At 70.6% G+C, this 22,970-nt stretch carries 20 protein-coding genes; 11 read left to right on the top strand and 9 right to left on the bottom strand.

The window, feature by feature from the left end; translation table 11 throughout:
• Positions 1-16 precede the first annotated feature (16 nt).
• Positions 17-1,222: a DNA polymerase IV gene (locus tag JYJ93_RS15555; protein WP_206792031.1), complete on the top strand. Its 1,206-nt coding sequence runs from the start codon at positions 17-19 to the stop codon at positions 1,220-1,222.
• A gap of 83 nt (positions 1,223-1,305) precedes the next feature.
• Here the strand turns inward: JYJ93_RS15555 and pcnB are convergent, their stop codons facing one another.
• The 7 genes from pcnB to JYJ93_RS15520 form a co-directional block, all read right to left on the bottom strand.
• On the bottom strand, positions 1,306-3,024 hold the full coding sequence (gene pcnB / locus JYJ93_RS15550) for a polynucleotide adenylyltransferase PcnB (protein WP_206792029.1): 1,719 nt from the start codon (positions 3,022-3,024) through the stop codon (positions 1,306-1,308).
• Positions 3,025-3,404: 380 nt separating this feature from the next.
• Positions 3,405-4,451 (bottom strand): phosphatase domain-containing protein, encoded by a 1,047-nt coding sequence (locus tag JYJ93_RS15545; protein WP_206792021.1) that lies wholly within the window; start codon positions 4,449-4,451, stop codon positions 3,405-3,407.
• The gene (plsX, locus tag JYJ93_RS15540; protein WP_206792020.1) at positions 4,448-5,482 is read right to left on the bottom strand and encodes a phosphate acyltransferase PlsX; all 1,035 of its coding nucleotides are present in this window, start codon (positions 5,480-5,482) and stop codon (positions 4,448-4,450) included. Before plsX ends, JYJ93_RS15545 begins: the two co-directional genes overlap by 4 nt.
• 10 nt (positions 5,483-5,492) lie before the next feature.
• Entirely contained in the window at positions 5,493-6,803 is a 1,311-nt protein-coding gene (locus JYJ93_RS15535; RefSeq protein ID WP_206792017.1) for an MFS transporter, read from the bottom strand.
• A gap of 109 nt (positions 6,804-6,912) precedes the next feature.
• Positions 6,913-8,967, bottom strand: a complete 2,055-nt coding sequence (gene gltC / locus JYJ93_RS15530; RefSeq protein ID WP_206792015.1) for an adventurous gliding motility protein GltC — start codon at positions 8,965-8,967, stop codon at positions 6,913-6,915.
• Between the two features lie 6 nt (positions 8,968-8,973).
• Entirely contained in the window at positions 8,974-9,861 is an 888-nt protein-coding gene (locus JYJ93_RS15525; protein WP_206792013.1) for an outer membrane beta-barrel domain-containing protein, read from the bottom strand.
• On the bottom strand, positions 9,858-10,685 hold the full coding sequence (locus JYJ93_RS15520; RefSeq protein WP_206800321.1) for an outer membrane beta-barrel domain-containing protein: 828 nt from the start codon (positions 10,683-10,685) through the stop codon (positions 9,858-9,860). The genes JYJ93_RS15525 and JYJ93_RS15520 overlap by 4 nt, the downstream gene beginning before the upstream one ends.
• A 275-nt stretch (positions 10,686-10,960) precedes the next feature.
• On the opposite strand from JYJ93_RS15520, the gene cglC reads away from it, so the two are divergent.
• From cglC to JYJ93_RS15485, 7 genes are all read left to right on the top strand, one after another.
• Positions 10,961-11,467, top strand: coding sequence for an adventurous gliding motility lipoprotein CglC (gene cglC, locus JYJ93_RS15515; RefSeq protein WP_206792011.1), 507 nt, complete (start codon positions 10,961-10,963; stop codon positions 11,465-11,467).
• A 102-nt stretch (positions 11,468-11,569) separates the two neighbouring features.
• Positions 11,570-12,994 carry a VWA domain-containing protein gene (locus tag JYJ93_RS15510; protein WP_206792002.1) on the top strand — a complete coding sequence of 475 codons (1,425 nt, stop codon included), beginning with the start codon at positions 11,570-11,572 and terminating at the stop codon, positions 12,992-12,994.
• Between the two features lie 165 nt (positions 12,995-13,159).
• A complete protein-coding gene (gene purE / locus JYJ93_RS15505; RefSeq protein ID WP_014398343.1) occupies positions 13,160-13,663 on the top strand; it encodes a 5-(carboxyamino)imidazole ribonucleotide mutase in 504 nt (167 codons plus the stop codon).
• On the top strand, positions 13,660-14,802 hold the full coding sequence (purK, locus tag JYJ93_RS15500; RefSeq protein ID WP_206792000.1) for a 5-(carboxyamino)imidazole ribonucleotide synthase: 1,143 nt from the start codon (positions 13,660-13,662) through the stop codon (positions 14,800-14,802). The genes purE and purK overlap by 4 nt, the downstream gene beginning before the upstream one ends.
• Positions 14,803-14,807: 5 nt before the next feature.
• Positions 14,808-15,284 carry a Cys-tRNA(Pro) deacylase gene (gene ybaK, locus JYJ93_RS15495; RefSeq protein ID WP_206791999.1) on the top strand — a complete coding sequence of 159 codons (477 nt, stop codon included), beginning with the start codon at positions 14,808-14,810 and terminating at the stop codon, positions 15,282-15,284.
• 81 nt (positions 15,285-15,365) lie between these two features.
• The gene (locus tag JYJ93_RS15490) at positions 15,366-16,586 is read left to right on the top strand and encodes a hypothetical protein (RefSeq protein ID WP_269012591.1); all 1,221 of its coding nucleotides are present in this window, start codon (positions 15,366-15,368) and stop codon (positions 16,584-16,586) included.
• 116 nt (positions 16,587-16,702) lie between these two features.
• Positions 16,703-18,481 (top strand): GGDEF domain-containing protein, encoded by a 1,779-nt coding sequence (locus tag JYJ93_RS15485; protein ID WP_206791989.1) that lies wholly within the window; start codon positions 16,703-16,705, stop codon positions 18,479-18,481.
• A 7-nt stretch (positions 18,482-18,488) separates the two neighbouring features.
• Here JYJ93_RS15485 and JYJ93_RS15480 read toward each other — a convergent pair whose 3' ends face one another.
• Together JYJ93_RS15480 and JYJ93_RS15475 are read right to left on the bottom strand one after the other, a co-directional pair.
• On the bottom strand, positions 18,489-19,046 hold the full coding sequence (locus JYJ93_RS15480; protein WP_206791988.1) for a DUF192 domain-containing protein: 558 nt from the start codon (positions 19,044-19,046) through the stop codon (positions 18,489-18,491).
• Positions 19,043-19,447 (bottom strand): TIGR02266 family protein, encoded by a 405-nt coding sequence (locus tag JYJ93_RS15475; protein WP_120528360.1) that lies wholly within the window; start codon positions 19,445-19,447, stop codon positions 19,043-19,045. The genes JYJ93_RS15480 and JYJ93_RS15475 overlap by 4 nt, the downstream gene beginning before the upstream one ends.
• Positions 19,448-19,472: 25 nt before the next feature.
• On the opposite strand from JYJ93_RS15475, the gene JYJ93_RS15470 reads away from it, so the two are divergent.
• From JYJ93_RS15470 to JYJ93_RS15460, 3 genes are all read left to right on the top strand, one after another.
• Complete coding sequence (locus JYJ93_RS15470; protein ID WP_206791986.1) at positions 19,473-21,836, top strand: hypothetical protein; 2,364 nt, start codon at positions 19,473-19,475, stop codon at positions 21,834-21,836.
• Between the two features lie 54 nt (positions 21,837-21,890).
• Complete coding sequence (locus tag JYJ93_RS15465) at positions 21,891-22,418, top strand: hypothetical protein (protein ID WP_120619842.1); 528 nt, start codon at positions 21,891-21,893, stop codon at positions 22,416-22,418.
• Positions 22,419-22,491: 73 nt separating this feature from the next.
• Positions 22,492-22,962, top strand: coding sequence for a nuclear transport factor 2 family protein (locus JYJ93_RS15460; RefSeq protein ID WP_206791984.1), 471 nt, complete (start codon positions 22,492-22,494; stop codon positions 22,960-22,962).
• Positions 22,963-22,970 lie beyond the last annotated feature (8 nt).

Below are 22,970 nucleotides of genomic sequence, written 5' to 3'. Positions count from 1 at the left end.
TAGAGTGACTCACGCCATGCGAGCCATCCTCCACGTGGACATGGACGCCTTCTATGCGTCCGTCGAGCAGCGCGACAACCCGTCCCTCCGGGGCAAGCCGGTCATCGTTGGCGGGCATGCACAACGCGGGGTGGTGGTGGCCGCGTCCTACGAGGTGCGCCCCTTCGGCGTGCGCAGCGCCATGCCCATGGCCAGGGCGGTGAAGCAGGCGCCGCACGCCATCGTGGTGAAGCCGCGCTTCTCCGCCTACGCGGAGGCCAGCGAGCAGGTGTTCGCCATCTTCGAGCGGTACACGCCGCTGATTGAACCCCTGTCGCTGGACGAGGCGTTCCTGGACGTCACTGCGTCGGTGGGGCTCTTTGGCGCGGCGGCGGACATCGCGAAGCGGATCCGCAAGGAGATTGCCCACGAGCTGAACCTGCCGGCGTCCGCGGGCATCGCGACGGCGAAGTTCGTGGCGAAGATCGCCTCCGACCTGGCGAAGCCCAACGGCCAGCGCGAGGTGCGCCCGGAGGAGACGGTGGCGTTCCTCGCGGGGCTGCCGGTGTCTCGGCTGTGGGGTGTGGGGCCGAAGACGGAAGAGGCGATGAAGCGCGCGGGGCTCGTCACGATTGGCGACGTGGCGACGCGCGACGTGGACTGGCTGGAGGAGCGCTTCGGCGCGGCGAGCGCGAAGCACCTGTGGGAGCTGTCGCACGGCATCGACGCGCGGGACGTGGTGCCGGACCGGGCGGCCAAGAGCGTGGGCGCGGAGGACACCTTCGACGAGGACCTGACGGGCCCGGAGGCGCTCAAGCCGCACGTGCACGCGCAGGCCCTGCGGGTGGCCCGGCGGCTGCGCAGAGCGTCGCTGAAGGGGCGCGTGGTGCAGCTCAAGCTGAAGTTCGCGGACTTCACGGTCATCACCCGGCGCGTCACACTGCGCGAGGCGACGGACGACGGGCAGGTCATCTACCGCGCGGCGCTGGAGTTGCTGGAGCGCGCGCACGAAGGCAAGGCGCTGCGGCTCACCGGCGTGAGCGTGCAATTGGATGAGGACGAGCCGCAGCTCGGGCTCTTCCCGGCGGCGGCGCCGAAGTCGTCGAAGTTGAACGAAGCGATGGACCGCATCGCGGCGCGCTTCGGCAGCAAGGCCATCACCATGGCGGACATCGCGGGGGCGGAGGCGTCGGACGACGACCAGCACCGCTCCGAGAAGCCGGTGGACAAGCCGAAGCGGTAGCGCGCCCTCGGGCACGAAAAAGGCCGGAGCACCTGTGAGCGCTCCAGCCCTTTCGCTGCATCCGGCCGCTACGTACGGGGGCGCTACCCCTCGCCCGCGTCGGAGCCGGAGGAGGCGTTGGAACCACCGCCCTCTCCGCTTCCGTTGCCAGTACGACGGCGACGGCGGCGACGGCGCTTGCGGCGGGGGCCTTCCGCGTCCGCTCCACCGGCCGCTCCGGCGCGCGGCGGCGGCACCTCTCCGGCCTGCCACGCCTCCAGCGCCTCGCGGCCCTCGCCCGTGGCCTCCACCGTCATCGCGTAGACGGCCAGCGCCTCGTTGAAGAGCGGGTGGCGGCGGAAGGCGCCCGTCTTGCGGCGGCGCTCCCCGGACAGCGTGCGCTGCATCAGGAGCAGCATGCGGCAGCGCTCGGCGATGCGGCGCGGCAGGCGCGCGGACTCCACGAAGCCCGCCAGCAGGTCCTCGATGACGCGCGACACCGACGCGCGGCCCTCGTCCTGCGTGTCCTCCGGCGGCGGCTGCGCGCGGCTGATGGGCACCAGCAACGTGGCCAGCAGGATGGCGTCGTCCAGCACCTCGCCCGCCGACACGCGCTTATCCAGCGCCTGCGCGAAGGCGTAGAAGGTCTTCTCCCCCTCCTTGCCGTTCTCACGCAGGTACGCGTCCACCGGCGGCAGCAAGATCTTCAGCGCGTCCAGCGCCGCCAGCAGCTTCAGCGCCGGGGCGGACACGCCGCCGCGGATGAGCCGGAACGTCTCCTCCAGGAGGCGTGCGGGCGCGCAGCGCGGCAGGTCCTCCACCGCGCCTTCCATCGCCGCGTACGTGCGCGACTCGATGTCCAGGTCCAGCTTCGCCGCGAAGCGCACCGCGCGCAGGATGCGCACCGGGTCCTCGCGCATGCGGATCTCCGGGTCGCCAATCGTCCGGATGAAGCGCTCATCCAGGTCGCGCCGGCCGCGCACGTAGTCGATGACCCGGCCTTCGCTCGCGTCGTAGAACAGGCCGTTGATGGTGAAGTCGCGGCGGCGCGCGTCCTGCTGCGCGGTGCCGAAGACGTTGTCGTGGGTGATGAGGAGGTCCTCGCCGCTCTGCCCCTCCTCCGCTCCCGCGCTCGCCGCCGGCTCCAGCTCCGTGGGGTTCGCGCGGAAGGTGGACACCTCCACGATCTTCCCGCCCTTGAAGTAGACGTGCGCCAGCCGGAAGCGCCGGCCGATGAGCCGGCAGTTACGGAAGATGGCGCGCACCTCGCCCGGGTGGGCGCTGGTGGCCACGTCGAAGTCCTTGGGCTTCTTGCCCAGCAGCAGGTCGCGCACGCAGCCGCCCACCAGGTACGCCTGGTGGCCGTGCTGGTGCAGCCGCAGCACCACCTTGAGCGCGTCCGGATCCATCTCGTCCGGGTCGATCTCCGCGGGCTCGCCCGTGCGGGTGGTGGTGGGCGCCTGCAGCTCCGGCTCGTTCGCGGCGGGCTCCGGCTCCGGCTCCAGGATGACGGCCTCGGGCTCCTCGGCCTCGTCACCCGCCTCGGCGGCGGCTTGCGCGTCCTCCGCCTCCGCGGCCTTCAGAGCCTCGGTGGCGGCCCGGATCTCGTCGCTGACCTCGGGGCCGGCGTCCTCGGCGTCGTCATCGTCGTCGAACCCGTCGTCCTCCGCGGCGTCCGCGGCGTAGGGGGGCTCGGAGGGGGCAGGGGCGGCCCGGGAAGGGGTTTCGTGTTCACTGAGGTGCTCGGCGGAGTCCGCGGGCACCTGGGCTTCGGTGCGCTCGCCGCGCTCCTCGGAGCCCGTCAGGTCCAGGGGGGAAGACATGGAAAGTACCTCGTGCGCGGACCCGGAAGCCGTGTCCGCTGCCGCCTCGAAGGAGGCCTCTCCGCGCGCGTCGTCTCCGGGCGCGGCTGGCAGCGTTCCGCCATGGGGCGGGGGATGGGTCGGGTCTCGCGTCATTCGCCTCGGAAGGGCAGCCGTCTAGCACGCATCCTCCCACCCATGGGGGTCGCGGCTAAGGACATTCTTCAGGGACGTCGGGGGTCCACCCGGGGCCCCCTGCCCGCCCGCCGTGCGCCCGCTGCCCGTGGGGAGGCGCTTCCACTGGATAACACCGGGTCCAGGCCGAACCCCGGCCGCCACGGGCCCCTTGAGCTGGAGGGGCCGCAAGGCAGGCAGGCGGCCGAGCATCAAGGCCCGGAGCCTCAGGTGGGCGGCTTCAGGGTGCGCCCCTTGTGGGTCCGGGGCAGCGCGTGGGAGATGAGCGACACGTAGTCCACCGCCTGCACGCGCGGCGGGGGCGGCTGCGTGCCCAGCGCGGCCAGGCGCTTGCTGAACGCGGCCAGGATGTCCGGCATGGGGCGCATGGCCTTGAGCAGCGCGTTGGGGCCCTCCATCGCCTGGGACAGCGCGATGGCCGCCTGCTGCAACGGCAACCCGCGCCTCAGCAGGTCCTGGAACGAGTTCGACAGCGTGATGATGTTGTGCCCCGCCGTCTGCACCATCTCCACGGCGATCTTCAGCACCTGCGGCGCCGTGAGGTGGCCGTCCGCCAGCAGCACCAGCGCCGCCTGGAAGTAGTTGAAGATGGGCACCACGCGCGGGCCGTAGGGCGTGAAGTGCGCGGGCGGCGTCAGCTTGTCCAGGTGGATGAAGATGCGCCGCACGGGGTCCGCGATGGGAATCTTCTTCCACGCCTCGTGCACGCGCGCGGCGTCGTCCGGGTACACCCCGCCCGCCTCCAGCACCTGGGACAGCACGCGCTCGTCCACCCGGCCCGCGATGAGGTCCGCGTAGAGCGAATAGATGAACGCGTCCGCCTCCGCGTCATCACCGAAGAGCACTTCCTCCGCCTCCACCGGCGCGTGGACGCGGCTCTCCAGGATGGCGGGCAGCTTGTAGCCCACCTGGCCGCGCAGCGCCCGGAAGCGCCCACGCAAGAGGTTGCCCACGTTGTCCTTGAGGACGAACTCGTCCCACTGGATGCCGTCCAGCTTGAGCTTCTCCTCCAGCACCGCGCGCATCTGCTTGGGGCTGCCGGACACGATGCACAGCCGCGAGTCCCCCTGCTCCGCCAGCTCGCGGATGAGGGCGGACGCGCCCGGGATGGCGACCTTCTCATGGGCCTTCTGGAACGCCGTGCGGAACAGGTCGCGCAGCGACTCGAAGTCCGTCTGGAGGTACGTCTTGTCCAGGTCCCACCGGTAGATGCGGCGCGGGGGTCGCGGGTCGATGCGGTCCGGCAGGCTCACTTCGCCAGGCCCTCCTGGATGGCGGTGCCCAGCTCGTTCGCCACCGCCTTCGCGGCCACCTTGCCCGCGTTCGCGATGGCGCGCGCCTTGGAGCGGCCGTGCGCCTTGATGAAGATGCGGTCGAACCCCAGGATGGGCGCGCCGCCGTACTGCTCCCAGTCCGTGATGTCCTTGAGCCGCTCGATGCCGGAGGACAGCATGGCCAGGCCCGCGCGCCAGCGCAGGCTCTCCTTGTAGGCGTACTGGGCCAGCTCCATCACCGTGTCGTGCACGCCCTCCAGCATCTTCAGGCACACGTTGCCCACGAAGCCGTCGGTGACGATGACATCCACCGTGCCGCGCGGGATGTCGATGCCCTCCACGTTCCCCGTGAAGTTGAGCCCCGGCATCTGCGACAGCCGCTGGTGCGCCTCCACCACCCGGGGCGGACCCTTCTGGGGCTCCACGCCATTCGACAACAGCGCCACCTTGGGCCGCTCGTTGCGGGAGATGATGCGCGCGTAGGCGCTGCCCATGACGGCGAACGCCACCAGGTCCTCCGCGGTGGCCTCCACCGTGGCGCCCACGTCGAGGATGAGGCTGAACGGGTCCTGCTTCGCGCCTCGCACGCCCCGCGTGGGGTACACCGTAGCCAGGGCCGCGCGGCGCACGCCGGGAATGAGCTGGAAGTGGCGCTTGCACGCGAGCACGCCCGCGCCCGTGTTGCCCGCGGAGACGAGCGCGTGCGCTTCCCCCTCCGCCACCAGCCGGGCGGCCACCGCCACGGAGGACTCGGGCTTGCGCGCCAGCGCCTCGCCGGGCTTCTCGTCCATGCCCACGTAGTCGCCCGCGTGGTGCACGGAGATGCGCTCCCCGTTGTGCTTGATGCCCGCCAAGGCCTCGTCGATGACCGGCCGGTCTCCCACGAGCAACGCGTGGATGTGCGGAGACTCCAGCGAAAGCTGGGCAGCGCCTCGCACCACCTCCGCCGGGCCGTGATCGCTCCCCATCACGTCGAACGCGATGGTGATGTGCTGCGGCTTGCCCACCATGGTCCCCATCCTATGAGCTTTGCTCCGCGCCTGCTCCCGACATTCGCACCTGTGACACCAACGACAGTGCCAAAAGTCCACCCAGCGCCACCAGCACCGCGCCCGTCCCATAAGGCGCCGCCGGGCCCAGTCGTGTGAAGAGCAGGCCGCCCAGCGCGGGCCCCACGATGCGGCCCAGCGAGCCGGACGCCTGATACGCCCCCAGGACCGCCCCCTGCCGCTCCATGGGCGCGTGCAGGGACACCAGCGCGGACAGGCACGGCGTCACCAGCGCGGAGCCCACCGCCAGCAGGCCCATCACCGGGAAGAGCCACCCGTACGACGGCGCCACGGGCAGCAGGGCCAGCCCCACCGCCGTCAGCCCGAAGCCCACCACGGCCACCGGGGCCTCCCGCCCTCCCCTGCCCCCCGAGGCACCTTCCGCCCCTTGGCCCGGCGCGCCATGCGCCGCCACCAACCGGCGCACCAGCCCGCCCTGCACCAGCGCGGACAGCACGCCCACCACCGCGAAGAGCGCCCCGGAGCGCAGGCTCGCCTCCTTGAGGATGGACGCGTCCGGATGCACCGCGTGCACCAGCCACCCGCCCTCCAGCGGCACCGGCCCGGAGGAGAGGAAGCGCGTCAGGAGGTACACGGAGAAGGTGCCCTCCATCTGCGCGAAGGCCACCGTGTAGAGCAGCACCAGCACCACGCACCGGCCCACGACGGGCAGCGTCAACACGGCGGTGGCGCCCCGCATGCTGCGCGTCGTCGCGGACGGCGAGTCCGCCCTGCGCGTCTCCGGCAGGAAGAACCAGGTGTTGAGCAGGTTCAGCGCGGACAGCCCCGCCGCGAACAGGCCGATGGCCAGGTTGCCGCCCCACGCCCCCAGGACGCCGCCCAGCGCGGGCCCCAGGACGAAGCCCAGCCCGAACGCCGCGCCGATGATGCCCATGCCCCGCGCGCGCTCGTGCGGCTTGGTGATGTCCGCCACCACCGCCTGCGCCGTGGACACGTTGCCGCCGGACACCCCGTCGATGACGCGGGACAGGAACAACAGGGGCAGCGTGTGCGCGAAGGCGAACAGCACGTAGCCCAGCAGCGAGCCCACCTGGGAGATGAGCAGCACCGGCCGCCGGCCGAACCGGTCCGACAGCCGCCCCATGATGGGCGCCGCCACCAACTGCATCAGCGAGTACACCGCGACGAGCAGCCCCACCGCGAAGGGGGAAGCGCCAAAGCGCACGCCGTACACGCCCAGCTGCGGAATCAGGATGCCGAACCCGATGAGGTCCAGGACGGCGATGCCGAACACCACCCGCAGCGACGCCTCCCGAGCCAACTTCGCACTCCCTCGTCCCTTCGAGGGACCGTTGGAAAAGACAAGACCGCCGGAGCGCGCAACGGGCGCTCCGGCGGCCGGGAACAATCCCACTCTCAGCGCTGGGCGTCTACATCGCCTCGGCGGACTGGATGCGGCGGTTGGCCGTGTCGCGCTCGATGCAGCCCTTGGTCATCGTGTACTGGTACGTGCCCAGCTCGTCACGCCAGTACTCGCCCTCGTAGGGCCAGTAGAGCTGATCGTCCGCCACCGCCACGGAGTACTTGTACTTCTTGACGATGGCCGTGCGGCCGCCCGCCTTGAGCTGCTCCTCCAGGAACTCCTTCTCCTTGGTGGTCGTCTCGAACTTGATGCGCAGGCCGTTGGCCAAGAGCAGCTTGAGCGCGCCCAGCTCCGACTCCAGCTTGCCCTTGGCCATGATGCCGGCCTTGGAGATGAGGCTGGTGCGCTGGACCTTGAGCTCCTCCAACAACTGCTTGGTCAGCTCCGAGTACTTGAACGTGTCGCCCTTGTTGCCGAACAGGTCCATCTCACCCTCGAGCTCCAGGATGGAGTCGTTGGTCTTCTTCAGGTCCTGATCCGTGAGGGCCAGCCGCAGGATGCGCTCCAGGATGACGTCCGTGCCGTTCTTCTCCAGGCCGTCCTTGTTCTTCTTCTGCACGTCCGCGAGCACCGTGTAGTACTCGGAGGCCTCCATGTTCTTCTTCACGAGCCCGTCCAGCTCGTCGTGCACGGGCAGGTAGGTGCGCTCGAAGTCCTGGAGGATGAGGTTGGACTCCCGGTAGCGGCAGTTCTCGTAATAGATGACCGCCTTGAGGATGAGCGCCTCCGGGAAGTACTCCTCGCGGAAGAAGGGCGACGACAGGGTGATGAGGTTGCCCAGTGCCTGCTCGTACTGGCCGATGCGGTAGTTGGCCCAGGAGGACTCGAAGAGGGCCTCCAGCCACTGCGTGTTCCCGCGCTCCACCTTGTTCAAATAGAAGATGGAGAAGCGGTTCTGCTGCATGCCGTAGTGCGTGCGGGCCAGCTGCATGAAGGCCAGCTCGCGCAGCGACTTGTCCAGCTTCGCCGCCTCGCCGGTGCGGCCCGCCTGGGGACGGGTGAGGCGCACCACTTCCTTCATGGCCTCCACGGACGCCATGACGTCCGTGTTGCCGCGCTTGGCCGCCGCGTCCTTGTGGGCCGTGCCGTTGCGGAAGAAGGCCAGGCCCTCCAGGTACTTCGCGCGCGGGTAGAACGCGTCCGTGCGCGGGATGGTCAGCGCCAGCCGCTTCACCTCTTCGAACGACTTGTCCGCGTTCTCCGTCTGGCCCACCTGATCCAGCGCGCGGCCACGCACGAAGTGGTAGCGCGCCAGCAGGTAGCGGAACTCGTTGCGGAACTTCTCCGGGAACTCGTAGTTCGCGTACCGGGCGATCTCATCCAGGATGACCGTCTCGTTCTGCGTCTTGCGGCTGATGAAGAACAGCCACTCCAGGCTCGTCTTGAAGAACTTCGTGGACGGGCCCGCGGCGAGGATCTTGGAGAACTCGCCCAGCGACGAGTGGTACAGCCCCATGCGGTACAGGGACTTGGCGAGCACGTAGCGCGCCTCCACGTGCAGGCCCTGGAGCTTGGGGTCACCCAACAGCTCGTGGGCCGCCATCGCGGACTTCTCGTACTCGTCGTTCTTGAACAGGCTGATGGCCGCGTCCAGGCGCTGGCGGTCCGCCGTCTTGCCGGACACGTCCACCGCGTCGAACGTCATGGTGGGCGCGGGCGGCTTGTCGTTGTCACCCGTGAGGTCCAGGCCCAGGCCGGGGCTGCCCTGCGCGGCCGGCTTCGCGCTCGGCGTGGGCTTCGCGGCGGGCGCGGCCGGGGTGGCCGTGGGCGCGGGCGTCGTCGTCACCGCGGCGGGCGGCGTGGCGGGGTTGCCCACAGGCGCGGTGTCGCTGGTGGCGGAGGAGGACTCCTCGGAGGTGTCCTCGGCCGGGGCGGTGACCTTGCCCTTGCCGCGCTTGGCGGACGCCTTCTTCTTCGAGGAAGCCTTCGAAGAGGCCCCCTTCTTCTTCTTCTTCGACTGACCCGCCAGGTCCAGCCCTTCGAAGGACTGGGCCAGCGTGGGGGCCGTGTACGCGAGCGTGAGCCCGAGGACGGCGAGGCGGAGGAACCGGTGGGTGCGCATGAGTCTTTAGGAACCGGAGGGGAAGAAGAAGGACAGGCCCAGCTCGAACAGGATCTGGTTGCGGAGGTAGCTGGGCGTGGGCTCCCGGCCCTTCTCCACGTAGATGATGTCGCGCAGCTCCGTGCGCAGCGTCATCCAGCGGTTGAAGAAGAAGCGCAGGCCCACGCCCACGTTGCCGCCGCCCGTGAGGTACGACTTGCTGCCCGCGACGGGCGAGCCGTCCGCCAGCGGCTCCGCCGGGCCCTTGTACTGGACGACGGACCCGCCCACGACGCCGTACATGTCGAAGTGGACGAACTTCTCCGCCAGGAGCGACAGCTTGCCGTAGATGGGCGCCCACTGGACGTCCACGCCGCCCATCAGCGTCAACTGGCCGGGCGCGTACCCGTCCAGTTCGCCCTTGGAGGGCGCGCGGCAGCCGCGGGTGTCACCGCCCTCGCCCGGCGTGAAGGTGCAGATCTGCGCGGAGCCCGCCACGGAGTTCAGCGCGTAGCCGCCGCGCAGGCCCACGCCCAGCGTCTCCATGGGGAAGTAGGTGACGGTGCCGCCGAAGAGGTACTTCTTGAAGAACGCGTCGCGGATGGTGATGGACGCGGACGGGCTGACCTCGAAGCGACCCTTCTTGAGGAACATGTGGCCGGACACCGGCCGGATGCGCTCGCGAAGGGGCCCCAGGGCGTCCTTGTCCACCTCGGACACGTCGCCGGCCTCCTCCTCCTGGGAGGTGGCGGGCGGGTTGGAGTTGGCCGCGGTCTTCGGAGCCGGGGTCGCGGGGGCCGGAGCGGGCGTGGCCGGAGCCGGAGCCGCGGCGGCCGGCGCGGGGGCCTGGTCGGCGCCAGCGAGCGCGGGCACGCCGGCGCACAGGGTCAGGAGCAGACGGAAGGCGGGCTTCATTCGGACTCCCTCCCCGTCGACTTGAGGGGCAGGAAGATGGAGATGCCCGCGTTGAGGGTCATGACGTTCTGGAGGGCGCCCTTGCTGCTGCCCAGGGGCTGGTCCACGTAGGAGGTGTTGATGAGGGCCACGTTGACGGCCAGGTAGTCCTTGGTGACGAAGCGCATGCCCAGGCCCAGGTCGAAGGCCGGGTTGAGGCCGCGGTCCGGCAGCGCGGAGGTCTCCGTCCTCACCACGCCCATGCCACCCAGCAGGTAGCCGTCGAAGTGGAGGATGGAGTTGAGGAAGGACACCTTGCCGTAGAGCGGCGCCCACTCCAGGTCGCCCATGGCCGACCAGTTCGGCACGGAGCTGTAGATCTTGCTGTTGAAGGTGCGCTTCGCCGTGCGGACGTCATCCGACGGGATGACCTGGATGAGCGAGCCACGCGCCGAGATGGCCAGCGTGTCCGACAGGTACCAGGCCGCGCGCAGCGAGCCGCCGAACTTCGAATAGAACGGATCGTTCACGGAGATGCTCACGAACGGTGAGATCTCCAGGCGGTTCTTCTTCAGGTAGACCTTGCGCTGAACGCTCTTCACCCGGTCGTCCTGGGTGATGTCCGTGAGCGGCATCAGCGCTTCGATCGGGATGTCCTTCGCCGGGGCGGCGGCAGGCGGCGACGCGGGACGGGCTTCCTCGTCCGGCGGCGGCGCGGGGTTCTCTTCGGGTGGCTTGGCCTGGGAGTCCTCGGTCAGATCGAGGCCCATGCCTTGCTGGTTCTGGGCGGGGGCCAGCGCGGGCCACATCAGGCTCAGCGCAAGCAGCAGCGTGGGGCGGTTCAAGTCCGGGCGCTCCGTGGGGGGAGGGAACGTACTGCCACCGGAAGGCAGCATGACATCAGCCGCACCATCCTATCGGCCGTATTCCCAACCATCAACCAGCAGAATGCGCCTGCCTCCTCTGTATTCCTCCCGTATCGCTTCACAATTCCACTGTGCTCACGCCCCGAGGGTCAGGGGTTGGCGCGCGAAAGTGGTGTGCTACCGTTCGCGGGTTCCGGGCGTCGCTCTTCCCCCCTTGGCGCGCCCTGTTTCCATCCTTCCTAGAGGTCTGAAAGATGTTCGTGCGAACCGCGCTCTTCCTGTCCGCCGCCCTGATGCTGGGAGGCTGCGACGTCACCACCGAGCTGGGCAAGCCGTGCCAACTGGTGCGCAGGGCCACGGACCAGGAGCGGGAGGCGCAGGGCCGCAAGTTCGTGGAGATCCAGGAGAAGGACATCGCCGTGGATCAGGACTTCATCTCCTTCGGTTCGCTGGACTGCGAGGACCTCATCTGCGTCCGTGACGACCAGAGCCCCCGCAGCGACAACCCGGAGGCGTTCGCCCTGGGCTACTGCAGCAAGGAATGCGTGCAGGGCACCACGACGGGCTGCGAGATCACCCGCACCGTGGGCGACGTGGAGGAGGGCCTCAAGGAGCGCATGACGTGCCGTCCCCTGCTCCTGGACCAGGACACGCTGGACGCCATCAAGATCGCGGACGAGGGCTTCTACCGGCGCACCTTCGGCGAGAACAACTCGCCCTACTTCTGCGCGGGCGCCGTCGCGGCGGCCCAGGGCAACTGAACGGCGCACTGAACAGTCGCCTCGCGCGAAAGGGTTAGACCTTTTCGCGCACCCCGTTCGTAAAGGCAGGGCCCGCGTTTCAAACGCCTTTGGAGCCCTGCCATGAATCGTACGGTCCTGTTCCTCGCCCTGGCTGGTGGCCTTGCCCTCACCGCGCTGGTGCTGGGCATGCCCCGCGGGGGCGGTCTCCCGCCCACGCCGCACGTCGTCGTGACGCCGCCCCCGCCCGTCCCGCAGCCGGGGCCGCGCGCGTCCACGGGCAGCCTCCAGGTGACGAGCCGGCTGTCGCACCCGTACGTGCCGGTGGGCCCCTCGGAGACGTACGTGACGGTGGACCTCACCGGCGCGGAGGTGCCCGGGGCGAAGAGGAGCCCGGTGAACCTGGCGGTGGTCATCGACCGGTCCGGGTCCATGAGCGGCTACAAGCTCCAGCAGGCGAAGCAGGCCGCGCGGCACTTGGTGTCGCTGCTGCGCGACGAGGACCGGCTGGCCATCGTGCACTACGGCAGCGACGTGAAGAGCCTGCCGTCGCTGCCGGCCACCTCGGGCAACCGCGAGCGGATGCTCCAGTTCATCGACGGCATCTGGGATGACGGCGGCACCAACATCAGCGCGGGCCTGTCCGTGGGCCGCACGCAGCTCGCTTCCGCCATGGGCGGGACGGCCTCGGTGAACCGCCTCATCCTGATGAGCGACGGCCAGCCCACCGAAGGCGTGTCCGACGAGGAGGGGCTGAAGAACGTGGTGCGGGAGATCCGCGCCTCCGGCATCACGGTGAGCTCCATTGGCGTGGGCACGGACTTCAACGAGGACCTGATGCAGGCCTTCGCGGAGTACGGCGCCGGCGCGTACGGCTTCCTCGAGGACGCGAGCAAGCTGTCCACCCTCTTCCAGCGCGACCTGCAGCAGGCCACCACCGCGGTGGCGCGCAACGTGGAGCTGTCGTTCGAATTGCCCCCGGGCACCACGCTGGGCGAGGTGCTGGGCTACCGCGCGCACCAGGCCGGCAACACCGTGCGCGTGGCGCTGCCGGACTTCTCCGCGGGCCAGGTGGAGCGCGTGGTGGCGCGGCTGCACGTGACGGGCATCGCGCCGGGCCAGTCCGTGCAGGTGGCGGGGCTGAAGGTCGCGTACACGGACCTGCTCGTGCAGAAGAACGTGGAGGACCAGTCCGTGCTGGCCGCGGTGGCCACCAACGTGCAGGAGGAAGTGGTCCAGCGCCAGGACAAGGAGGCCACGGTGTACGCGGCCCGGGCCCGCAGCGCGCAGAACCTCCAGAAGGCCGCGGAGGCGATGGCCCAGGGCAACAAGGCGGAGGCGAAGGGCTACCTCTCCCAGAACCAGGCCCTCTTCGAGGAGGCGGGCGCGGTGGCGGGCGCGGCGGCGGTGGCGGCGGATCAGGCCGAGCAGAGCCGCGCGATGCAGGAATACGACGACGCGGATTCCTATGAAGCGCAGAAGGCCGCCGTGAAGAACAGCAAGGTGAAGGCGCTCAAGAGCTTCGGGCGCATGGGCTCGACGTACTGAGTGTCAGGTCCAGGGCGTGCGAGGGGGCATCGCCCGCCCCCCTGCCCGCCCGCCATCGCGACGTCACATCTTCGCGGTTGACCTCCGGAATCGCGTGGCCCTATCTCCGCGTTCTTCCAGGCTTCACCCCCTGGAAGCAGGGCGCACAGGAGGCGCGAAACAAGCATGGCGGCGAGCGCGAGCACCCCGTGGGTCGGGGTCATCATGGGCGGCAAGAGCGACCTGGAGCACCTGCAACCGGCGATCGACATCCTCGCCGAGCTGCGCATCCCGCACGAGGTGCGCGTCGTGTCCGCGCACCGCACGCCGGACTGGATGATGGAGTACGCGTCCAGCGCGGAGGGCCGCGGCCTGTCCGTCATCATCGCCGCGGCGGGCGGCGCGGCGCACCTGCCCGGCATGGTGTCCAGCAAGACGCTCCTGCCGGTGCTGGGCGTGCCCATGCCCACCACGGTGCTGTCCGGCTTCGACGCGCTGCTCTCCATCGTGCAGATGCCCAAGGGCGTCCCGGTGGGCACGCAGGCCATTGGCAAGCCGGGGGCCGCCAACGCGGCGCTGCACGCGGCGGCCATCCTGGCGCTGAAGTACCCGGAGCTGCGCGAGCGGCTGGCCGCCTGGCGCAAGGCCCGCACGGATGAGGTGCTGGCGCAGCGCGAGGTGGCGGGATGAGCGGCCCCATGGTGCTTCCCGGAGGGACGCTGGGCATCCTGGGCGGCGGACAGTTGGGGCGCATGATGGCGCTCGCGGCGCGCACGCTGGGCTACCAGGTGCAGGCGTTGGATCCGGACTCGGCGTGCCCGTCCCGCTCCGTGGTGGACCGCTGCCTCACCGCGTCCTTCACCGACACGGCGGCGGCCGAGGACCTGGCGCGCCAGTGCGACGTGGTGACGCTGGAGATTGAAAAGGTCTCGCTGGCCACGCTCAATGCCGTATCCCGGCACGCGCCCATGCGGCCCGGCGCCTCCGTGCTGGAGGTGGTGCAGCACCGCGGCCGGCAGAAGGCGTGGCTCGCGAAGGGCGGCTTCCCGCTGGGCCCGTGGCGCGAGGCGAACTCGGAGGCGGAGCTGTCCCAGGCCATCACCGCGCTGGGCGGCAAATGCTTCATCAAGTCCAGCGAGGGCGGCTACGACGGGCGCGGCCAGTCCGAGGTGAAGTCGGCCTCCGAGGCGGGCGTCGCGTGGAAGGAGCTGGGTGAGCGCTCCGTGGTGGTGGAGGCCGCGCTGGACCTGAAGGCGGAGCTGTCCGTGCTGGTGGCGCGCGGGCCGGACGGGCAGCTGGCGGTGTATCCGCCCGCGTTCAACCACCATGAGGAGCGCATCCTCGCGTGGTCGCTGTTGCCGGGTCCGCTGCCCCCCGCCGTGCTGACGCAGGCGTCGCAGGTGGCGCGCGACATCACCGCGGGCCTGAAGGTGGAGGGCTTGTTGGTGGTGGAGATGTTCCTCCTGGGGGACGGGTCGCTGCTCGTCAACGAGGTGGCGCCCCGGCCGCACAACAGCTTCCACTCGACGGAGGTGGCGTGCCTCACGAGCCAGTTCGAGCAGGCCGTGCGCGCGGTGTGCAACCTGCCCCTGGGCTCCGTGGAGGTGGTGCGCCCCGCGGCCATCGTGAACCTGCTGGGTGACCTGTGGCTGCAGGAAGGTGGGCCCCGGTTCGCGCAGGCGCTGGCGCTGCCCGGCGTCCGGCTGCACCTGTACGGCAAGCGCGACGCGCGCAAGGGGCGCAAGATGGGCCACCTGTCCGCGGTGGGCTCCACGCCCGAGGACGCGCTCCAGCGCGTGAAGGCCGCCGCCAGGGCCCTGGGGATGTAACGCCCATGAAGACGAACGCCGCCCGGCTCCTGGACTCGCTCGGCATCGCGTACCGCTTGCGCGACTACGACGTGGATCCGGACGACCTGTCCGCGGAGACGGTGGCCGCCAAGGTGGGCATGCCCGCGGAGCAGGTCTTCAAGACGCTGGTGGCCAAGGGCGACCGCACCGGCGTGTTGATGGCGGTGGTGCCCGGCAACGCGGAGCTGGATTTGAAGGCCCTGGCGCGGCTGTCCGGCGACCGCAAGGTGGACACCGTGCCCCTCAAGGAATTGCAGCCGCTCACCGGCTACATCCGGGGCGGCGTCACCGCGCTGGGGGGCAAGAAGGACTACCCCGTCTTCGTGGATGAGACGCTGGAGCTGTTCGACGAGGTCGCCGTGTCGGCCGGGGTGCGCGGGACGCAGCTTGTCCTCGCCCCCGCGGACTACCTGCGCGTGACGAAGGGCAAGCCGGGACCCATCTCGCGCCCGAAGGCGTAGACCCTTTTCGCAAGCCGCGCGTTCGAAGGGACATTCCCGGCCCTTGGGGGCCGTTCCCGGGGTGTCCCGATGAATGCCGCCGTGTTGCAATTCCACCACCGCGAAGCCTTCGAGCACACCGTCACGCGCGCGCTGGCGGCAGGCGCCGGAGCGGGGCTTTTGCAGTGGGTCTCCCTGCGCGTGGGCATGCCGGTGCCGCTGACGTGGGTGGTGCCCGCGGCGGTGGTGCTGGCGTGCGCGCGGGGTGACCGGTGGGACCGGGGCCTGTTGAGCGGCCTGGGGTTGCTGCTCGTCGCGCTGCCCTATGGGCTGGGCCTGTCGCCCGCGTGGACCGTGGCCACGAGCGGCGCGGCCGCGGGCGCGCTGCTGGTGCGCTCCCGCCTCAACGACCTGGGCGAGGAGGGACAGGTCGCGGAGGCCCGCCCCACCCTCGTGCACTACGGCCTGGGCGCCGTGCTGGGCGCGGGGCTCACGCTGGCGGGCGGCGTGGTGGCGAACATCCTGGCGGTGCGGCTGGCGTCCGTGGCCACGCCCACGCTGCTGGCGGCGGCGGTGGTGGGCGGCATCGTGGGGCTCTTCGTGGGGCTGGGCGCCATCGCCGCGCACCTGGGGCTGACGGCGGATCCGGTGGAGGCGCGCGCGGAGGAGCTGCTGCCCCAGCTCTCCAGTGATTTCCTCACGCTGTCCGAACGCGCGCTGTCCCTCTACCGGCAGTGCGGCCAGTCCCTGGCGAAGCTGCCCCGAGAGCCCGCGCGCGAGGAGCTGGCCCGCACGCTGGCGCGGATCACGAAGGGCGCGGTGGAGCTGGCGTCCGAGTGGGCGGGCGTGGAGGCGCAGCTGGAGGAGCGCGCCGCCGCGGAGTTGCTGGAGGAGCGCGACAGCCTGGAGCGCAGCGCTCGCGCGAGCACGGACGTGGTGGCGCGCCGGCAGTTGGAGGCCGCGGCGGCGTCGCTGGCGGAGGAGGTGGAGCGGCTGGGAGACATGCGCCAGCGACGTGAGCGCATCCTCGCGAGGCTGCGCGCGGAGGTGGCCCTGCTGGAGCGTGCGCGCGTGGCGCTCCTGTCCCTGCGCAGCGGTCAGGCCCAGCTGAAGGCGGCGGAGCTGGCCTCGCTGGCCCGCCGGTTCCGTGCCCTCTCGACCGCCCAGGGAGAGGAGGGCCAGGCGATGGACGCGGTCGCGGCCCAGGTCACGCTGACCCAGGTGGCGGCGGCGAGCGTGGCCCCGGTGACCCCGGTGGATCCGTCACCAGCAGAATCCGAGGGCGCCAAGGTGGCGGAAATCCAGCGGATTCAGGGGGAATAGGACCTGGGGAGGCCTGAGGGGGACTCCCGTGGCAAGCGTCCGTTTTCGATGCTGGCCCTGCCGAGTGGTCGGGGGGGACTGAAGCTTGCCCCGGAGCGCGGTACATTTCGGGAGCCATGAGCCTGCCCTCCCCCAGCAAGCCCGCACCACCACCGCCCTGGCTCTGGAACGGTGATGAGCCGAGGGTCGCCACCGTCTTCCAGCCCATCGTCGATCTTCTCAGCGGCGAAGTCCTCGGCCACGAGGTGCTGTCGCGAGGCCTGGGCCCGGTGGAGTCCCCCAATGAGTTGTTCAACCGCGCGCGGGTGGAGGGTTTCACCTACGAGTTGGAGCGCGCGTGCTGGACCGCGGCGGTGCGGCGCATCGCCACGCTGCCGGAGGCACAGCGGCGCGGGCCGTTCTTCTTCAACGTCAGCCCGGACGTGCTGAGCGACGAGCGCTTTGGCGGCGCGTCCACGCTGGAGCTGCTCCGTCAGCACGGCCTGAGTCCCCAGCAGCTGGTGCTGGAGATCACCGAGCGCAGCACGTTCGAGGACACGGAGCAGCTGCGCATGCTCGCGCGGCGGTACGCGGAGCAGGGCTTCGGCATCGCGCTGGACGACTTCGGCGCGGGGCACTCGGGCCTGGTGACGCTGGTGCACAGCGCGCCGGACTTCATCAAGTTGGACCAGGCGCTGGTGCGGGACATCCACCTGCACACGTACCGGCAGCACCTGGTGAAGTCGCTGGTGGCGTTCGCGCAGCGCGTGGACGCGGTGCTCATCGCCGAGGGCGTGGAGACGTGGAACGAGCTGGCGGTCCTGCTGCGCCTGGGCATCCGGCACGCGCAGGGCTACCTGCTGGCGCGGCCGGTGAGCTCGCCGCAGCGGCCGGGCGCGGACTTCGCGGAGCGTTGCCGCGAGGCCATCCGCGCGCTGCACCACCGAGAGCACGAGGATGACGAGACGGTGGGCAGCATGATCATCCGCCCGCCGTGCGCGCCGGTGACGGCGCAGGCGGTGGAGTTGGATCGGCTCTTCCGCCGCACGCCGGGCGAGGACCACGTCGTGTTGCTGGAAGGCGAGCAGCCGCGGGCGGTGGTGACGCGGCGCAACTTCTACGCGCGCTTCGGGGGAAGCGCCGCCAGCACGGAGTCAGCGCTTCCGGACGCGCCGCGCGAGGCGCTGATGGTGGTGGAGGACGCGACGGCCATCACGGCGCTGGCGCGCATGGCGATGCGCCGTCCGCCCGAAACGGTCTACGACCCGGTGGTGGTGACGGACGCGAAGGGCCACTTCCTGGGCACGGTGACGATGAAGCAGCTCATCGCGCGGGCCTCGGACCTGGAGCAGCACGCGGCGACGGGCGCGCATCCTCTGACGGACCTGCCCGGCAGCCGGATGATCGAGCGGTGGATCCGCGCGGCGCTCCAGGGCAGCGCGTTCACGGTCATCTACGCGGACCTGGACCACTTCGAGGCGTACAACGACCGCTACGGCTTCCTCCAGGGCGACCGCGTCATCCGCTACACGGCGAGCGTGCTGTCGGAGTGTCTGCACCTGCTGCCGGAGGGCTCCAACCTGGGCCACGTGGGCGGCGACGACTTCGTGCTGGTGTGTCCGGACGCGGTGGCGCCGGACGTGTTGCGCACGCTCTGCCAGCGCTTCGACGCGGAGAAGGTCCCGCTCTACGGGCCCGAGGACCTGCGGCGCGGCGGCTTCACTGCCAAGGACGCGGCGGGCAACACGGTGCCGGTGACGTTGAGCCTCGCGGCGGTGGACCACCAGGGCCTGTCCGCCCATCCCCACCCGGCGGAGCTGTCCGCCGTCGCCGCGTCCCTGCGAAAGCGCGTGAAGGCCGTCTCCGCGCAGACGCACACCAGCACGTTCCTCTTCCAGCCCGGCGCGGTGAAGTAGCGCCGCGCTACGGCGTGATGGGGAGCGTGCTCACGCCCTCGAACTCCGCCGTGCCGCCGCGGACGATGCCGTTCTTCTGGCACCAGCCGCCCGGCACCTCCAGCACGTACTGGCTGGGAATGCCCACCGAGCGGTTCGTCAGCGTGCGCGGCTCCGCGTTCTCGATGATGCCCACGACGCGGCCCTCGGACGTGATGAACAGCATGTCCAGCGGGATGAGCGTGTTGCGCATCCAGAAGCCGCGCACCTCTTCATCCGGGAAGATGAAGAGCATGCCCTGCCCGGCCGGCAGCGACTTGCGCCACATGAGCCCGCGCGTGCGCGACTCGCCCGTGGCGGCCACCTCCACCTCCACGCGGTGCACACCACCGTAGGCATCCTTCAGCCGCACGTGCGCGCGCGGCAGGGTCGGCATCACGTAATCCTCCGCCGACACGTCCCTGGACTTCGGACGCGCCGGAGCGGGCGCGGCGGTCTTCGGAGGCGCGGCGGGCGCTTCCTGACACGCGCCGCCCGCGAAGGCCAGCGCCGCCACCACGAACGTCAGGCGCGTCCGCGTCCTCATGACGGGTGCTGGGGATGCAGGGGCTTGTTGAGCAGCTTCTCGGTCAGCTCGGAGCCCAGGCTGTCCGACATGAGCCGCTCCACCAGCGTCTCGAAGTCCACGCGCTGGGACTCGCTGCTGTAGATGAAGCGGATGCCCATGCCGGGCTCCTCCGCGTCGGCCTTGGACCAGACGACTTCGCCCAACAACTCGAAGGGTGCCTCGCGGTGCGGCACCGTCAACTTGAAGAGGAAGCGCGTGCCGATGGGCAGCGGCTTCTTCGTCTTGATGAACGTGCCGCCCTTGCTGATGTTCTTCGTGTAGTCAGCGAAGAACGAATTGAGCTTCTTGTAGTCGACCTTCAGCTCGATGGGCGCACGACCGTGGGTGCGCAGTTCGGATCCGCTCTTCTGTTCGGACATGCGGCCGGGGAGTATAGGGGACGCCATGCGGCAAGTCCTCCCCCGTGCCCGTGCACTGTTGGGCCGTCCAGCCGTCCTGGCCACCGTGCTGCTGCTTGGCGGTGGGGGGTCGGCCCTCGTCCTCCTCCCCCTCTTCGGGGTCCCGGGCTTCGAACTGGGCCTGGCCCTGTCCATCGCCGTCGGCCTGCTCGGAGGTGGGACAGGCATCGCCGCCGCCGCCCAGGAGCGCCGCATCCTCACCGGCGCCGGGGCCCTGCCCGCCCGGGTGGAAGCATCCGCCCTGCCCGGAACCGCCGTGGGCCGCGCCCTGGGCGCCAGCGTCGTCCTGAACCTGGGGGTGCTCGTCCCCCCCTTCGTGTGCGCCCTGCTCTTCGCCCGGCTTCGCACCGCGTGCGACCCCTTCGAGCTGGCGGGCTTCTACCCCCTGCTCACCGTCCCCTCCGCCCTGGTGGCCTCCGCGGCGGGCGTACTCCTGGGCTTCACGACGGCCCGGCCCCGGGGCGCGGCGGGCCTGTACGCCCTGCTGCTGCTCGCCTCACTGGCGGTGACGGTGTGGCCCATCGTCTTCGGGCCCCAGGTGTTCGCCTTCAACCTCTTCCTGGGCCACCTGCCCGGCCCCCTCTACGACGAAGCCCTCCAGATGACGGCCGCGCTGGGCTGGTTCCGTTTGGAGACGCTCTTGTGGGTGGGCGTCTTCGCGGGGCTCGCCATCGCGCTCCTGGACGTGCGCACCGGGCGCCTGGCGCTGAAGGGCGCGCGCGTGGGTGGCCTGCTGGGCCTGGTGCTCCCCTGCGCCCTGGGCATCCTCTGGCTGGAGTCCCGCGCGCCGCAACTGGGCCTGCGGATGAGCGACGCGTACCTCGCGGAGCAGCTGGGCGGCGTGCGGGAGACGGAGCACTTCGTCCTGCACTACCCGCGCGGCAAGGCGCGCCAGGACGTGGACCGCATGGCCCGCGACCTGGAGTTCCGCTTCACCCAGACGTCCCTCTTCCTGGGCACGGCCCCCACCGAGCGCGTGCGCGTGTGGCTCTACCGCTCCGAGGACGAGAAGCAGCGGCTGGTGGGCGCCGGCCGCACCCAGTTCGCCAAGCCCTGGCGCACGGAGCTGCACATCCAGGACAAGCCCTTCCCCCACTCCACGCTGCACCATGAATTGGCGCACGTGATGGCGGGTCCCGCGGGCTCCGGCTTCTTCCGCGTCACCACCCGGCTGGGCGTGTGGCCGCTGATGGGCGTGATTGAAGGGCTCGCGGTGGCCGCGGACGACCCCGTCCAGGGCGAGCTCACCCTGCACCAGTGGGCCGCGGGCATGCGCCGTCAGGGGCTGGCCCCGGACATGCGCGACCTCATGGGGCCCAAGGGCTTCTACCAGTCCGCCCCGGCGCGCGCGTACACCGTGGCGGGGTCGTTCCTGCGCTACCTGGCGGACACCTACGGCGCCGAGAAGCTGCGCACCGTCTACGCGCACGCGGACTTCAACGAGGCCTACGGCCGGCCCCTGAACGAGCTCGTCACCGAGTGGGAGCGCACCCTGGACGCGCTGCCCCTGGACGCGTCCGCGCTCGCGCGCGCCTTCGCCCGCTTCCGCACCGGCAGCCTCTTCACCCGCGCCTGCGCCCGCGAGGTGGCCCGCCTGTCGGACTCCGCCCGCGAGTCGCTCGCCAGCGACCCGCAGGACGCGCTCGAGCGCTACCAGCGCGCCGCGAAACTCCAGCCGGAGGAGCCGTCCTTCCAACTGGGCCAGGCCGTGGCCCTGGACGCCCTGGAGCGCGGGCCCGACGCGGCGAAGGTGCTGGCCAGGCTCGCGGAGCAGGTGAAGGACCGGCCCGCGCTCGCCGCGGAGGTGGCCGTGGCCCGCGCCGACGTGGCCCTCCACCAGGAGGACGTGGAGGGTTCGCGCGCCTTCCTCCAGGCCGCGCTCGCGTTGGATCCGGGACCGGAGCTCACGCGCACCGCCCAGGTGAAGCTGGCCGCGCTGGAGACGCCGTCGCGCCGGGCGCCCATCGAGGCGTACTTCCGCGCGCCCCAGGAGGAGCTGCGCCTCCTGCTCCTGGACCGCGCCCTGCTCGCGGCGCCCATGGACCCCTGGCTGCACTACCTGCTGGGGCGGCGGCTGCACCAGGTGGGGGCCCCGGCGCTCGCGGGCGAGCAGCTCCAGCGCGCCCTGTCGGACACCACCCTCCCGGAGGCCATCCGCCGGGAGGCCACGCGGCTGCGAATCGAGGCCGCCTACCTGGCGGGCGACTGCGGCGCCGTGCGGCATGAGGTGGGGGCGCTGCCGGACTACGGGGCCGCCTTCCGTGCGGCGGCCTCCGAGTGGCAGGCCCGTTGTGACTTCGAGCAAACGGCCTATCGCGGGCCGCTGGTGCCGCGTCAGGCTTTCCGCTAGACGCGGGCCCCTGCGCAGAGACGACTCACGCATCGACGGAAAGGTGGATGGGGCATGCACTTCGAGAAGACGCAGTACATCCAGGGGACGGTGGACGAGGTGGAGCGTGCGCTCCTCGACGAGCGCTACTTCCCGTACCTCCTCCAGCACCACGGCGTGCTGTTGGAGCTGCAGCCCCAGGAGGTGCGCGTGGACGGTGACCGCGTGCACCGCAAGGTGCGCTACCGCCCCAAGCCCGTCATCTCCTCCGTGGGTCCCAAGAAGGTGTCACCGGAGTGGTTCGCCTTCATCGAGACGTCCACCTACGACAAGCGCACCAAGCAGCTCACGTTCACCAACACGCCCACGTCCCACACCATCTCCAAGATGCTGGTGAACACGGGCGTGCTGAAGCTGCGCGACCTGGGCAATGGCCAGACGGAGCGCAAGATGGAGGGCGAGCTGTCGCTCAAGGTGCCCTTCCTGCTCAAGCCCGTGGCGATGATCGCGGAGCCGCTCATCAAGACGGAGGGTCTGAAGATCCTCGACGGCGAGCTGCCCGTGCTCAACCGCTTCATCGCTGAAGTCATCCGCGCCAAATAGTCAAAGCGCACGGAGGGCGGCGGGGCCTGGGAATGGGTTGACACAAATGCGGTTGAACCCATAAGGCCCCGCCATGCACAACCGCTTCCTCGCCCTCTGCGCCGTCTTCTTCCTGGCCGCATGCGCCCCGAAGCGCATCCCCGGCACGGAGCTGGAAGACACCGGTGAAACCCGCGCCATCCTCTCCGTGATGGAGAAGTACCGCGCCGCCCTGGAGGCCCGCGACGCGAAGGCCATCCAGGCGATGGTGTCCCCGAAGTTCCGCGACGACGCTGGCACCCCGGACGACCCGGCGGACGACCTCACCGCGGACAACCTGCAGGCCCACCTCCAGGCCCTCTTCCAGAAGGTGCAGAACCCCAAGGTGGACTTCAACGTCCGCCGCGTGGAGTTCCGCGAGGACGACGTCGCGCTCGCCATCTACTACTGGAACGCGTCCTGGCGCATGCCCGGCCTCAACGCCCGGCCCCAGTCGGACTCGGAGCTGGAGCAGATGGTGTTCCAGAAGGTCGACGGCGAGTGGAAGATCCTCTCCGGCATCTAGCCGCCGGA

This window comes from Corallococcus sp. NCSPR001, assembly GCF_017309135.1.
GTDB lineage: Bacteria > Myxococcota > Myxococcia > Myxococcales > Myxococcaceae > Corallococcus.
This window is presented reverse-complemented; position numbering and strand designations above follow the sequence as displayed.

Excerpts from the sequence above, each read along its gene's own strand:
- purE (WP_014398343.1), top strand. The coding sequence starts at position 13,160 with ATGGCGGCGAGCGCGAGCACCCCGTGGGTCGGGGTCATCATGGGCGGC.
- ybaK (WP_206791999.1), top strand. The coding sequence starts at position 14,808 with ATGAAGACGAACGCCGCCCGGCTCCTGGACTCGCTCGGCATCGCGTAC.
- JYJ93_RS15480 (WP_206791988.1), bottom strand. The coding sequence starts at position 19,046 with ATGAGGACGCGGACGCGCCTGACGTTCGTGGTGGCGGCGCTGGCCTTC.
- JYJ93_RS15555 (WP_206792031.1), top strand. The coding sequence starts at position 17 with ATGCGAGCCATCCTCCACGTGGACATGGACGCCTTCTATGCGTCCGTC.
- cglC (WP_206792011.1), top strand. The coding sequence starts at position 10,961 with ATGTTCGTGCGAACCGCGCTCTTCCTGTCCGCCGCCCTGATGCTGGGA.
- JYJ93_RS15475 (WP_120528360.1), bottom strand. The coding sequence starts at position 19,447 with ATGTCCGAACAGAAGAGCGGATCCGAACTGCGCACCCACGGTCGTGCG.
- JYJ93_RS15470 (WP_206791986.1), top strand. The coding sequence starts at position 19,473 with ATGCGGCAAGTCCTCCCCCGTGCCCGTGCACTGTTGGGCCGTCCAGCC.
- purK (WP_206792000.1), top strand. The coding sequence starts at position 13,660 with ATGAGCGGCCCCATGGTGCTTCCCGGAGGGACGCTGGGCATCCTGGGC.
- JYJ93_RS15465 (WP_120619842.1), top strand. The coding sequence starts at position 21,891 with ATGCACTTCGAGAAGACGCAGTACATCCAGGGGACGGTGGACGAGGTG.
- JYJ93_RS15485 (WP_206791989.1), top strand. The coding sequence starts at position 16,703 with ATGAGCCTGCCCTCCCCCAGCAAGCCCGCACCACCACCGCCCTGGCTC.
- gltC (WP_206792015.1), bottom strand. The coding sequence starts at position 8,967 with ATGCGCACCCACCGGTTCCTCCGCCTCGCCGTCCTCGGGCTCACGCTC.
- JYJ93_RS15525 (WP_206792013.1), bottom strand. The coding sequence starts at position 9,861 with ATGAAGCCCGCCTTCCGTCTGCTCCTGACCCTGTGCGCCGGCGTGCCC.
- plsX (WP_206792020.1), bottom strand. The coding sequence starts at position 5,482 with ATGGTGGGCAAGCCGCAGCACATCACCATCGCGTTCGACGTGATGGGG.
- JYJ93_RS15510 (WP_206792002.1), top strand. The coding sequence starts at position 11,570 with ATGAATCGTACGGTCCTGTTCCTCGCCCTGGCTGGTGGCCTTGCCCTC.
- JYJ93_RS15460 (WP_206791984.1), top strand. The coding sequence starts at position 22,492 with ATGCACAACCGCTTCCTCGCCCTCTGCGCCGTCTTCTTCCTGGCCGCA.
- pcnB (WP_206792029.1), bottom strand. The coding sequence starts at position 3,024 with ATGTCTTCCCCCCTGGACCTGACGGGCTCCGAGGAGCGCGGCGAGCGC.